Annotated in this window: 15 protein-coding genes; 13 read left to right on the top strand and 2 right to left on the bottom strand. The window is 39.4% G+C overall.

Annotation, left to right across the window (positions count from 1 at the left end; genetic code table 11):
• Positions 1 to 13: 13 nt before the first annotated feature.
• The gene (locus LSG31_RS00365) at positions 14 to 355 is read left to right on the top strand and encodes a hypothetical protein (RefSeq protein WP_347437471.1); all 342 of its coding nucleotides are present in this window, start codon (positions 14 to 16) and stop codon (positions 353 to 355) included.
• Positions 345 to 3143: a transglycosylase SLT domain-containing protein gene (locus tag LSG31_RS00360; protein ID WP_347437470.1), complete on the top strand. Its 2799-nt coding sequence runs from the start codon at positions 345 to 347 to the stop codon at positions 3141 to 3143. The genes LSG31_RS00365 and LSG31_RS00360 overlap by 11 nt, the downstream gene beginning before the upstream one ends.
• A gap of 133 nt (positions 3144 to 3276) precedes the next feature.
• Here LSG31_RS00360 and LSG31_RS00355 read toward each other — a convergent pair whose 3' ends face one another.
• Entirely contained in the window at positions 3277 to 5019 is a 1743-nt protein-coding gene (locus LSG31_RS00355) for a zinc ribbon domain-containing protein (protein WP_347437469.1), read from the bottom strand.
• 242 nt (positions 5020 to 5261) lie between these two features.
• Positions 5262 to 5702, bottom strand: a complete 441-nt coding sequence (locus tag LSG31_RS00350; RefSeq protein ID WP_347437468.1) for a helix-turn-helix domain-containing protein — start codon at positions 5700 to 5702, stop codon at positions 5262 to 5264.
• An 84-nt stretch (positions 5703 to 5786) separates the two neighbouring features.
• Here LSG31_RS00350 and LSG31_RS00345 point away from each other — a divergent pair, with 84 nt between their 5' ends.
• The 11 genes from LSG31_RS00345 to LSG31_RS00295 all read left to right on the top strand — a co-directional run bounded on the left by LSG31_RS00345 (position 5787) and on the right by LSG31_RS00295 (position 13425).
• Complete coding sequence (locus LSG31_RS00345; protein WP_347437467.1) at positions 5787 to 5993, top strand: helix-turn-helix domain-containing protein; 207 nt, start codon at positions 5787 to 5789, stop codon at positions 5991 to 5993.
• A gap of 118 nt (positions 5994 to 6111) precedes the next feature.
• A complete protein-coding gene (locus LSG31_RS00340; protein WP_347437466.1) occupies positions 6112 to 6384 on the top strand; it encodes a hypothetical protein in 273 nt (90 codons plus the stop codon).
• Positions 6385 to 6432: 48 nt separating this feature from the next.
• Positions 6433 to 7494, top strand: coding sequence for a ParB N-terminal domain-containing protein (locus LSG31_RS00335; protein ID WP_347437465.1), 1062 nt, complete (start codon positions 6433 to 6435; stop codon positions 7492 to 7494).
• Positions 7495 to 7935 (top strand): ORF6C domain-containing protein, encoded by a 441-nt coding sequence (locus tag LSG31_RS00330; protein ID WP_347437464.1) that lies wholly within the window; start codon positions 7495 to 7497, stop codon positions 7933 to 7935.
• A 342-nt stretch (positions 7936 to 8277) separates the two neighbouring features.
• Entirely contained in the window at positions 8278 to 8478 is a 201-nt protein-coding gene (locus tag LSG31_RS00325) for a DUF1330 domain-containing protein (RefSeq protein ID WP_347437463.1), read from the top strand.
• 9 nt (positions 8479 to 8487) lie between these two features.
• Positions 8488 to 9021 carry a GNAT family N-acetyltransferase gene (locus LSG31_RS00320; protein WP_347437462.1) on the top strand — a complete coding sequence of 178 codons (534 nt, stop codon included), beginning with the start codon at positions 8488 to 8490 and terminating at the stop codon, positions 9019 to 9021.
• Between the two features lie 47 nt (positions 9022 to 9068).
• Complete coding sequence (locus LSG31_RS00315) at positions 9069 to 10571, top strand: hypothetical protein (RefSeq protein ID WP_347437461.1); 1503 nt, start codon at positions 9069 to 9071, stop codon at positions 10569 to 10571.
• A complete protein-coding gene (locus tag LSG31_RS00310; RefSeq protein WP_347437460.1) occupies positions 10568 to 11338 on the top strand; it encodes a hypothetical protein in 771 nt (256 codons plus the stop codon). The genes LSG31_RS00315 and LSG31_RS00310 overlap by 4 nt, the downstream gene beginning before the upstream one ends.
• Positions 11339 to 11356: 18 nt before the next feature.
• Positions 11357 to 12118, top strand: a complete 762-nt coding sequence (locus LSG31_RS00305; protein WP_347437459.1) for a LysM peptidoglycan-binding domain-containing protein — start codon at positions 11357 to 11359, stop codon at positions 12116 to 12118.
• 12 nt (positions 12119 to 12130) lie between these two features.
• Positions 12131 to 12568: a hypothetical protein gene (locus LSG31_RS00300; RefSeq protein WP_347437458.1), complete on the top strand. Its 438-nt coding sequence runs from the start codon at positions 12131 to 12133 to the stop codon at positions 12566 to 12568.
• Positions 12565 to 13425 carry a DUF2634 domain-containing protein gene (locus LSG31_RS00295; RefSeq protein WP_347437457.1) on the top strand — a complete coding sequence of 287 codons (861 nt, stop codon included), beginning with the start codon at positions 12565 to 12567 and terminating at the stop codon, positions 13423 to 13425. Before LSG31_RS00300 ends, LSG31_RS00295 begins: the two co-directional genes overlap by 4 nt.

The raw sequence follows: 13425 nt of genomic DNA, 5'->3' as shown, positions 1-13425 counted from the left end.
TCCGAGGGTTTCTGTGGATAAAACGGACGAATTGACAAATTACGAGTATGAATATGAATGGCTATTGGAACATGCCTACAATCAGATTCTTGCCGATACTAGAAACAAACAAAAGGTCAGTCTTGAAGACGGTAAATTGGAACGTCAATTTTCAATGGATGAGGACGAATACAACCATATCGTTGAACTTGTTGAAAATGATGAATTTATTGATTTTGAAATTCCTAAAAATGCTCCAATGGGCAAGAAATTAAGCGAAGCAACTTTGGACATCGAAAAGGAATCGGTCAATTCGGATGATCTAGTTCCGGTAGATATGAATGAGGTTTTTGGAGGTGGTATCGATGGCCGATAAACAAATTGGAATTCGCTTAAATGTTCAGAGCACAGGATTGGTGCAAGTGGATGACGCGCTTGAAACCATCTCCAGAAACCTTAAAAACATGAATGAATTTGTTACGCAACGACAACAAAAGGGTTGGGGAACGGAAACTCAAACAAAAGAGCTACGTGAACAGTTGCGCTATATGCAACAAATGCTTCAACTTACAGAACGAATGGCGCGGACGGCCGGCGTTCATTCGGATAGTTTTGCAAATTACAGTCATGAAATAGGTCTTATGCAAAGGGATTTAGGTAGCACAAATTCCTATAAAAACGGCATGTCGGGCTGGATACATAATCGTTTTGGAAGTCAGGCTGCTGGGGGATTTGAGCGTGTTTCTTCCTATTTGGGACGTGGAGCAGCGTTATATGGTGGTTGGAATGTACTTAGTACCATTCAATCCGGATTGAATGCCGGAACCCAATTGTCTTATGGATATGGCGATCTTGCAAAACGTATGGCGCCTAATGTGAATTCTCAGCAATATGGCATCAACATGTCAAATGCATTGCAAGGGTATGGGTATTCGGATCAAGCTATTTTACAGTCTGCAACAATGTATGGTGCCGCGACTGGAAGAATGGATACGAATAAATTTACCCAACAAATGCGTTCAATCGAGCAAGTAGGGAGAAACTACGGGCTTGATTTATCCGGTGTAACGCAATATTTTTCGAATGCATGGACTAGCGGCGTAACGGGTGGTTCACAAGCGGAAATGAGGCCGCAGGAATTGGCGAATTTAACGGCAAATGCTGTGATCCGCGGGAATATGCAAGGGAAAGAACCGCAAGTAATGAGCCAATTGCAATCGATCATGCAAATGAATGTTGCAACTGCTGGTCAAGCTGGAGATATGACGCAATTAGGTGGATTGTTAACTCTCATAAACAAAAGTGGAAATCAGGGGCTTATTGCAAATGTCGGTCCTCTAATGAACGGATTCAACAATATGATCCGGAATCCGGGTGGCGGATACGCTGGACAAGCGATGATCTGGCAAGCTTTATCAAAAGCACATCCGGGAATGAGCTATTTCCAACTGTCCGATATGGCTTCTCAAGGAATATCCGGTTCTGGTAACTTATCCGCCGTTTTAAGTTATGTATCGGGGATAACGAAAAATAAAGACCAACAGGCTTATATGCTCAGCAAGATGGGCGCCGGCAATCAACACGTAGTAAAGCAGTTCTTGGATACGGCAGAAACATCGAACGGAACGTTTAACCAGAAAGCCATTGATGACTTTGCGAAACAAGCGAAAACTTCACCAGGTAACATACCGCAAAATATAACTGACCAATACAGAAATATGTCGCAAGAGCTTTCCCATGCAGCAGATATTCTAGGTCAGAATACCGTTGCTTTAAATGCACCGAAAGATGCGCTTATGGCTAAAGCAGTAAACGCAGGTGGATTGCCAATGTATTATGGGTTATCAGCTATTGGAGCAATAACCGCTGGTTCAACTGCATGGAAGGTAGGCAAAGGCGCTGTAAAAATCGGCAAACGTATTGGCTCAAAATTATTTAGTCGTGGCGGCGGAATAAATACGCCTGTACAAACCGCACAGGACACGACTATTGCAGATTCTCCGGTAGCTGACACTTCTATAGCAGATACAGCTGTAGTTGATACCGCAACTACAACAACGGGCTCTGTAATTGCAGGCGGGGAAGCGGCGGCAGGAACAGAAGCAGCAATGGGTGTGGCCACTGGACTTGAAGCAGTTGGAGCGGGGGCGGATGCAACTGGTGTCGGTCTTCCTGTTGGGCTCATTTTAGGATTGGCTGGATTAGTCACTGCCGGAGGAGCCGGGGTTTATTCTTGGTGGAAACATAAACAGCAACAAAGTCCAAAACCTGCATACGGGCCACCTGTACCGACTCAGGCACAAATTCAAGCAGGATTGGCGCAAACCAAAATTTCGAATGCAGCGTCTGGAAGTGAATTAGCTCCCATTGTTGCAAGTACGATCATTGCTTTAGCGCCTTATATGCAGCAACTAAAGCCCTATCTGACAGGTACATCATCAAATGGAAAGTCAATTCATGATCTTATGTATCGTGGTCAGCCACAAACAACCAATGATTTAGTGAATCGGCCGAACGGAATAAATAGTCCGTGGAGCGGATTGATGAACTTGAATTACAACTCGAACGGAATGAATGGATCGTCCGGCACGATAGGCGTTGGTAATTTCAAAGCGGTAGCTGCTCCAGGAAGCACGACGGATGCGATCAACTATTGGTCGCAGAAGTACGGTGTTCCAGGTTACATATCGTATGCGATTGCGAATGCTGAAAGTGGATTAAGACCAGACGCAGAAGGCGACAAGGGAACAAGTTGGGGGTTATTCCAACTCCATCAAAATGGCGGCCAAGGAACCGGATATACTGCCGGCCAATTAAAAAACCCGATGCTGAACGCTCAAATCGGGCTTAGATCCATTGCTGAAGCATACAAAAAAGCAAAATCACTAGGCATTCCAGAAGGCCCGCAAATGGCGCAATGGGTTGCTGAGCATTCCGGCCATCCTGGAGGCAATGTGAATCAAGGGGTTCACTCTTCACTCGATGACAACATAAGGAATTATGCTCAACAAATATTAGGCGGAACATTGAAAATTCAAGGCGCTAATTTGAATATCAACGTAAAACAACCTGATGGATCAACAAGTAAGCATCAGGTGAAAATACAAGCTACCTATGCCGGTCAAAATCCATTTGCTGGAGCATCGTCTTTTGGACCTGCGTAGTAGGGGAAAGTTACCAAAAAAAACAAATTTGGTTGATGGAACAACGGGCACCCATACAACAAAGATAACAGCGAAGTATACATGGCAGACGGGGCTGATACCGGAATGATTCGATTAATTATATAGGGGTGTTTTAATTAGAGTTAACCCCGAAAAAATTATCAATCAATCCCCAAACATTATCACCATTGGGACTTTGTAATAAAACAGATGATATGTCATTATTATTGTGATTTGTATTGCTTATGTGTCCATGAGACTTATACCATAATCGACGGGAAAATTCTGGTTGCCATAAGAATGGTATTGTCGATACCCCAACACCGACAGATTGATTGGTTTTATAATCTTTAAACCAAATAATTACAGGATTACTTGCAATAACATTAAACGAACCACCCATATTTATTGCAGGCAAGTACCATGATTTAAACAGATTTATTAATTCGTTTCTTTCGATATAGCGATTGTTTGAAATCTTTTCTGTATCATTACTAGATCCGAATTCATGATGAACGACAATTCTTGCATAAAGTAATCCATTAGAATCCTCTTGATATAATATCTGGATCGGATATAAGTGTTGTTCATTATTTTGGTTGATATTTTTCATAATGTATTGCTCTATTTTGTTTTCTTTTGATTCAATTTCAGTTATTACTTGCATCTGAGTGATTGATGGATCAATTACAGTACTTATATTTGGCAATGAATTTACACGTGGCGAATTTTGAATTGAATTTGTATCGTTTGCATCGTTTTGATTTTGGGTAGTAATCGTGATGGGTGGAGATATGGAATACAAAGAAAATACAGTTGATGTTTTTCCGTTTTGTGTTAAATCTTCTCTAACCATTCCGACAGATGGAGCATAAAAATCAGTAACAATATGATCATCTTTATTCGTATTGGCGTTTGGGTATTTAACGAGACTTTTCACAACTAAACAATCTCGGAATGTTTTAAATGGTGTTTTTACATTAGCTAAACCGAGAATTTCTGAATTTGTGGTTTCGAGATTTTCACCGGAACCACTCGAATAGGACCATTTTTTACCTGTGAATAAGTTTTTAGGAAGAATAATATGTCTATTGAAATTATTGGTACCCAATAGTAGACTTCGAATTCCATCTAATTCTATGTTCCCATTCGTCAATGAGTAAACAGATATTTGTGACCATATAAATTTTTGTGGAGTTTTAACTCCTTCATAAACGAGAACTGAATTACTAGGAGGCTCTTTAGTGAAGTTTTCATAAAACGAGCCGCTTTTATCTTTTTTTCCCATATTATATCTAAGAAGATGAGGTGGAAGATCAATGCCTAGGTATTGAATACTTGAATAGTTTATGTTAGATGATGTAAATGATACATCATCATCATTGAATTTTCCTATAGAAGATTCTGTATTGTTTTTATTATACGATTGATTAGAAGAATGTTGAGAAGAAGTAATTTGGGATTGAGCATTTGTTGCAAAAAGAGTTTTATAAGAAAAAATAATCGAGACAATAAAAATGAAAGCTCCGAGTGGAAGGCTTATGTTTCTCGAAATACTAATTTTTTTTAAATTTTTCTTCGCCAACTTAAAATCAGGTTTTTTCTCTAAAGCGGCCTTGAACATTTCTCTGGCTGCTTTTTTGTTTTTATGTTTTAGATGCAGGATGCCAATGTTATTGAGAACTACAGGGTGATCAGGGCAATCTGCATAGAGAGCACTCAATAACTCATCAGCTTCTTTCAGTTTATTTTCGTTTAGTAATCGAACACTTTCACGCAAACGATCTTCAAGAGAGGATGATATTAATGAAGCCTCACATTCCGGACAAAACTTTGCGTCATCCGATATTTCTTTCTTGCAGCTTTTGCATAACATAACACGACCTCCAATCAGGTATATACTGGTATTTTAAAACGATTGGGGAATTTTTGGAAGAGTGAAAATTAAAATGATTACGACCCGGGTCGTATAAAGAAAAAAGAGCCTCATTAAGGGCTCTTTTTTGATGCAATATTAGAACATTTTAATTTACATTTGCAAAGCCTTGATTTGACGCCATTCTTCATTTAAGTAATTGTGAAGAAATGCGGAATAATGCGCAACCGTTATTATTTGTATTATTGATCTTTTTTCTGCGGGATGTTGGATAAATAATTATCAAGTTTTTTCTGCAATTTACTTTGATCAATTTTTAACTCCAGTAATTGTTGTTCCAAGATATCCTTGCGGGCATCGAATAATTCTTTATGATCCTCGTCGTAGTTGTTAATTACAAAATCAATATTGCCTAATATCGAATGTAACTTTTGATTTACGTTATGTAATTCATCTGATGCTTGTTTGGCTTCAAAAGTATAGTCATCAAGACCCACGATGAAATTTAAATCTTCGCCAAGTATTTTAGGCAATTTGACTAAGGTTTCGAGATTGGGTTCACTGCGGCCAGATTCAATTTTAGAATATCCAGGTTGCGACATGTTTAATTTTTCGGCCATTTCAGCTTGGGTTAATCCCCTTTTTTCTCTTAACCATTTTAGTCTTTGAGAAAAAATTAGCAAAAAACATTCCTCCTAGTATTGACTTTATAACCAATAGTTATATAATTATTACATAAGGTTATTATTGGGGGTGAAAAAGAGAAAATGGGTAAAACAATGATCAAACTAAAAAAGCTCAGAAAAAGAAACGGTTACAGCCAAAAAGAAATTGCTGACATACTTGGCATTTCACAACCGGGTTATCAGAAAATCGAAAATGGTCAACGTAGAATGTCGCTCGAAACAGCGCAACAACTAAAAAACATTTTAGGAGCACAATACATTGACGATTTATTGGATGAAACAAGTTAAAAAATCACCTTGCCTCCCGCCAAGAAGTTCAAGGTGATTTCATTCCAAAGCACACCTAAGTGCATTTGCTATCCATTTTAGCAAATCTTAGGTGTGCTAGACAAGGGGATAGCTGAATATGGAAAAAGAAAATACAGTTTCAGAGATGGAAGTTAATGAAGAATTTAATTCCGACAAGATTACAGTCGATTTTCCTGCTGATTACAAGAAATACGGATTCGAAAAAGCGTGGACAGAATTAGTAAGTTATTGGCCGATAGAATTAATCGAAGTGAGTATTCAAACATTTGAAAAACACGGAGTTTCTGAGCGTGTAAAGTATGCTTGGTTTATGTACCAAACCTTAATTGAACAACGTGAAAAACTTCTGGCACTAAAAGTGGTGCAATAATTAGCTGGGGCGCTTGCCCCTGATGGACAAGCATTGGGGGAATGAAAATTGTTAATAGATATTGCAAAAATTAAAGTTACCGATCGAATTAGGAAAGAATTTGGAAACATCGATGAACTCGCACAAGACATCGAATTAAACGGGTTAATTAACCCACCAGTTGTAACTCCTGACTATGAACTGATTGCTGGTGAAAGACGTTTACAAGCTTGTAAAAAACTCGGTTATCAGCAATTAGAAGTCCGTGTGATGTCTGTTAAAGATTATGAGCATCAATTAAGACTTGAGATCAGCGAGAACGAAAAACGAAAGAATTTCACATTTTCAGAAGGTCTTGAATGGGCAAAACGTTTGGAACAAATAGAAGTGTTAAAAGCCCAAGAGCGAATGAAGAACCCTACGCAAAATTTTGCGCAGGGTAGCTCGAAGGGTGAATCAGCAGAAATAGTTGCAAAACAAACCGGATTCGGAAACAAAGAAACATACCGTCAAGCCAAATTCATCGCTGAACATGCCGACGAAGAAACTATTCGTAAACTAAACGAAGAAAAAATAAGTATTCATCGCGCATACATGGAAACGAAAAAGAGGATGGAGGAGGCCGAAAACGCCAAGACGGTTGCTGAAAACCGTGCCAAGCACCTTGAACAGGAACTCGCCAACGAACGTAACAAACCAGCGCAAGTGATCGAGAAGGAAGTTATAAAAGAGGTTGTGCCGGATAAGATTCAAAAGAAACTCAAAGACGATGAAGTGAATCTCAATATCGTAAAAGCCGCATACCGAGAAGCGAAGGAACGAATCGCCGAACTTGAAAGAAAAATCAATGATCCATCAACTGATACAGAGTTGTTAGAGAAAAAAGCAAAGAAGTTGGAACTCGAAAAGCACATTAGTATTTTCGAATTACAACTCAAAATTAAAAAGTTTCTGGAAGATGCTTCCCCTAGTTTGTTTTTGCAGGGCGCTATCGCTAAATCAAACGGTTTGTTTCGCAAAGATTTGTTGGATTCAATTGAATCGTTAGAACGCTTTTCTTATTCCTTACGCCAATACTTAAACGCCGACATCACAGAAATATTTGATGCAGAATACAAGGAGGTTATGTAGATGTTATCTGAAAAAGTGATCGAACTCCACGGTGTAACTGTTAAAAATCTCAATGAGCAAGCGCGGGCATTGCAAAGATCGTTTGATTTAATGAATCAGATGTATCTCGAAGTGAAATCCGTGAAAGGTGAAGTGGATACTTTTAAATCTGAAATGGATGAATTTCGCAAAGAATTTCACGACGAAAACCGTTTGATTCCCGGCGAAGTTGATGATCTTTGTGTGTTGGTTCGAGATCGTTCTGTTGCAATCGCAAAAGAATTATCGAATGAAATCATGGACGAAAAAGAGTTTAAAACGTTAGTTGGGAAAATCCGTCACATCATCTGGAGAAAGTTAAACAAAAGATATGGAGCTGCTAAGTACATCCATATCAAACGAAAGTATTTCGAAGAATCAAAAGATTTTATCAGCAATTTTAAAATAGAGGATTACATCTAACGGAAGGGAGAAAGTATCTATGACTCAATGTCTGAATCGCTTTAAAAACCTTTTATTATAAAAAATCCAGCGCATACATAAACGCTGGAAATAAAAAAAGATTGCCAAAGCAATCCACCTAAAATAAATATAACATAAAGCACTCTCGATTTCGAGGGTGTTTTTGTATATTGGAAGGAGGTTCTTAAAATGCAAGTACGGTTTTAATGTCGAATTACGAGCCTTAAAATTCCTTCGGACCGGGAATGGCGGTTTACGAGGACATATGCTATTATGTTGGTAGATCCTAAAGACTATATGGGTTCTTATGAGGACATACTTTCCTACAAGGGGGTATGCACTATGATGGATAATCCAAAAGGAGATCGGATTAAAATGACAGCTGTTAAACCAATTCGTCCGACTCAAATCGAGTTTTCAAGCAAAGAAGATCTTCAAAAATTTTATAATTATGCGACCAGTACGACGAAATCAAATAGTGAAGAATTGAAAAAATTACGTGAACTCAGACAAAAACATGTTCGTGCTAGGGAACGGAAGTAGGGTTCATTTGTGTCGAATTTGACCTTTGAGTATTTGGATTACAAACACGAAGGTATCATTCAAGAATTTATTTGCGATGAAGAACCTAGTGTTGCGATTTTTTTAAAAGAGCATGCATTGAGATTACACAAACTTCAATCGGCAATTACTCGATTATATTTTGACGAAAATCAAAATTTGATCGGGTTTTTTACATTATTTAATGATCATGTTTCGATACACAAAGGAATCGTTAAAAAAGAAAATTGGGAGCTTCCGAATGAATTGAGTCAATTTCCAGCGATTAAACTCCATTACTTCGGAGTAGACTCTCGTTTTCAAAGACGAGGGTATGGAGAGTATCTATTACTCGAAGTGATAGATATTTGCCAAGATATTGTTCGAGTCAGCGGGTGTAACTTTTTAACATTAGAGGCATTTGAAAATGTAGTTGAATTTTACAAAACATACGGTTTTATACGTTTTAATACTCGCAAGCAATTCATACAAGGACAACGAGTTGTACTTACGGATATGGCTTTAAAATTAGGTGAACTTGATTAGCACTCTCGAATGCGAGGGTGCTTTTGTATTGAAAGGGGTGAAAACAAATGCCTGATGCGATGGGTGGAAGTGATTTAGCGAGAAGTGCTTACGGAGATAGTCCTGCTCCTGATTCTACAGGGAATTCCGTTCAATCTTACACTTTGCCTAGCGTCACCCTTGCAAAAGCGCCAGGAATATTGTTTAATGCCGGCAGTCTCAGTAATGCACGTTTTGACCAATACACCATCAAAATGAAAGTCACACTGTATCACAATGGAACCGCATATGATGTAACGCCGTATATCATGCAGCTTAAAACACATATGTCGCTAGGTGAGCCATCCGGAAGATTTACGATATTGACATCCTTTCAAAAACGATGGGATTTGTTCGCGCAGCCACAGGATTATGTTGAAATTCGATTTTCACGGTATTTACCGGATCCTCCAATTATCATGCGTGGTTTGGTGGGAAATGTAAGACGCACACGAATCATGGATAGTAGCGGGAAACTACAACGAGCAATCACCATAAATGGAGAAAATTACGGGAAGATTTGGAATAAATATCAAATCAATTATTTGGTGAATCAGCCGGGAATGCAATCTGGAGGAACAGACACGGATCCGGCAATCGGGCTAATGGGAGCTCAACTATATGAGAACTATGGAATAGGAGCGAATGGAAATGGCGATATCGCGCCTGCTGATTTGATGCAGGGGATAACGAATGTGATGCTAAATAAACAGATACAGGCTATGCAACAAGTAAACCCGCAGATGCCTTTGTTGAAACTGATTTCAAATATTTTACCGGATTATTTCATCAATGGCTTTCAATTGCAGCAAGCACAAGGATCGGTTTATTCGCTAGTTCAGCAATTTGGAAATAGTCCATGGTGTGAGTTTTTTATAGATGAAGCCTGGGATGCTCCCGTATTCTTCTTTCGAAATACACCTTTTACAACGAGCGATGGAAAGCTGGTTTGGCAAGAATCTTTACCGGACACAACTTATTTTTTACATCCTCATATAAGAGATTATGACATTATTCAGGAAGATGTAGGACATTCAGATTCTGAAGTATATTCTTATTTTTTCACATATCCAGCCAACTTTTATGCGGATCAATTGGCGTTCAAGTCTATTGCGATAATTCGTGAACAGATTACAAACATCAACCGTGAATCTGATTCAAGTAACATCACAAATCCCTATGTCGATCTTGATAATTTATATCGATACGGATTCCAATTGTTGCAAATTGGCTCACCGTTAATACCTTCTGAATCTCCTGATGGTGGTCTACAATTATCCATCAAAATGAATCAATGGTTAGCAAAATCATTTGGATGGGCTGCACAAATGTTAAACGGGACGTTACTTTTAAAGGGAAATGAACACATGAGAATTGGTCGTTACTTCACAAACGACTCGACTAATGAAACCTATTATATCGAATCGGTGGATCATTCGATTACAATAGGACAGGCTGGTTCTAACGGTGGCGATAATGTTTTTAGTTTTCAAACGTCCGTTGGTGTTATAAGGGGGCACTCAGGATTATGAAAATAGGGAACTCGGTAGCTCATAAGCATTCCCACTTGCAGCAAACGAATATCATAAATCCTAAAGCCGGTTTGGTCTATGAAGGAAAAGTAATACAAGTAAACCCAAATGATTCGAGTGTGGATGTTCGCTTGTATGATGGCCAGATCCTTCGAAACGTGCGTGTTCTATTTCCGTCAGCTAATACCATTGCTGGATTTCGGTATTTGGTCAGTATTCAAAATAACAATCCACAAAATAGCGAAAAAGGGATAATAGAGGATGGACAGCTTACACATATCCAAGATACATTGGCAACCATTGTATATGTGCAAGGTTTTACATTGGCCCCGCGTTGTATTGGATTCAGTTTTCCGAATGATGCACAGATGCACATTGACGAACAAGGACTGGCAATGTTCCGGCATGAATCCGGTGTGTACTCACTTACCGATAAAAGCGGTCATCATGAAATACATTTTCCTGATGGATCTTACATGATCATGGCAGAAGATACGAATCCAAGAACGCTTACAAGCGGGGAACAAGTGCAGCCTTGGAATCCACCTACAACGACAACGCCATACAATTTGACCATCAATTTAGCACAGCAAGGCATAACTATATCGGTGCAAAATGGCAATGTTACCATATCAGGAGCAAAACAAATTCAGTTTTCCGCACATGACTCTAGTGGAGACAGCGCTTCTTTAACAATAAACGGTGCCGGTTCAGTGACGGCGTCTAAAACGATTAGCGGTACTACTACAAATGCAACGATAGTCTAAATCGGTGGTGATTGAAAAATGCCCTATCGAGTTAATATAAGCCCACCACGCAGCCAGTACGATAGGAATTTAACGTTCCGTGTTGTCGGAGGAGGACCAACGGTTTCCTTCACTTTCCCGATCAAGCCAGAAGAGTTTCAGATGAGTCATCCGGCCCGGGTTACGACAACACAGACTTTGCAGGGTGTGTACCAGGATTTCGGAGGATTAGGAGTACAAACCCTAACCTATCAAGGGCACACCGGTTGGAGAAGGCATACGAATTTTACGAACTACGATGGATTTCAAGTGTTCCAATCCTTGTATAAAAACATCTACACGGAATATCACAAACGAAAACAAGACAATTTTGCAACTCCTGATCTTGTTTATGCTTTAGTCATTGATGATTTATTCGATACTGTCTATCGCGTGAGTTTGGATGATTTTCAAGCAACGAAAAGTAAATCGAAACCATTGCTTTATTATTACCAATTGCATATGACTGTGAAATTCACTTCGGTCAATAACAGGGATCCTGTTGACTATCTTGGATTGCCGAATGTAAAACAATTAGGATTCAATCAGGTGGCAGCCGGTGCGAGTGGTGCTGTTAAAGCTGTTAGCACTTATACAACCAATGCAACAAGAACGTATAAAGTACAGAGCGGCGACAGCTTGTGGACCATTGCGGTTAATTATTATGGGGATGGTACAAGGGATAAGGATATTGCGTTGGCAAACGGAATTCAACCACCTTATACTATTTATCCCGGAACTATTTTAACGATTCCAAATTAGGGGTGTTGATACTTGTTAAATACTCAAACACCTTCACAAGTAACCGAGCAATACATGTACAATCAATATCCATGCCTGCAACAATGGATCTCGTTCGTACAAAAAGCATCCGTGAAATTGGCGCAATACGATGCAACGTCTTGCTCGCAGATTTCGCAAATTAACAATGCTGCCATGAAGACGATTGAATACATGCAACAAAATGACTCTAACGCGAATGTGGTCCGTGTCATGCGAATGCTCAATGATCTTTATGATTCCGCATGGAATGGTTGGACTTCCTTTGCGTCGCAAGCGAATAATGCGTATGGAACTCGATCATTAGGAACCACACAAGATGTCCTACAATCGCTGACTGTATTTCAAACGTGGGATAATGCATTAAATCCAAGCCCATCGTTTAATCCTCCAGTTGTTTTAAATACGATTTTGGAGGGGATCACGCCATGAAATTAGCAACCTATATCGTCGGCCAAGGAGATACAATTGAAATCCTGGCGCAGCAGCTTTTGGGAGATTCGACACAAGATCAAACCTTGATACAAATCAACAATTTGCGGTATCCATATATCAGTGATAATCCAGCAGATCAGTATGCAAGACCAAAAGGAAATGTGTATCTTACACAGCCTTATACGAATCCTTCGCAAATCAATATCAGCAATCCGAACGGTATCGTAATCAAGCCGAACGATACTGTTTTTTTGTCGGAAGGAGCTTCATACGCTGCGGGGATCGTTCAATCGATTACGGGTGGTACAATTACATTCCAACAACCGATCCAAGGTACGTTTGATCAAGCTGCAATCGTAACAGTTTATGTGGATCAATCGAATATCACAACGCAAGTTTTGCGAACAGGTGACACATTGTTGTATCCGGCCAATCAGTTTCAAAATAATGGCCAAACGCAAACGTACTCAACCATTTTCGGAACCGATTGGTCACTGGATGATAATGGATTTTTGATGAGAAGCAATGGAGATATCGCAACGGTATCTGGAGTCGATAACTTAAAACAAGCGTTGAAATTGAGATTGCAAACAGAGTTGGGCGCATTGATGCTTCATCCGGATTACGGAAGTGAGTTGTTTAGCATTCTTGGAGAAGCTGGACAAACCTACTTTATTGGACTTGCTAAACATTACATCACAGAATGTGCAAAACAGGATATCCGCGTAAGGGATGCGCAGCTTTCTAACGTTACGTTTCAAAACGATTCTCTTTTTGGTACGTTGACTGTTTATCCGATCGGTTCCCAAGATCCGATTTCACAACCTATCCAAATCCCGATTGGTGGTGTTTAA

It is taken from the genome of Fodinisporobacter ferrooxydans (assembly GCF_022818495.1).
Lineage (GTDB): Bacteria > Bacillota > Bacilli > Tumebacillales > MYW30-H2 > Fodinisporobacter > Fodinisporobacter ferrooxydans.
This window is presented reverse-complemented; position numbering and strand designations above follow the sequence as displayed.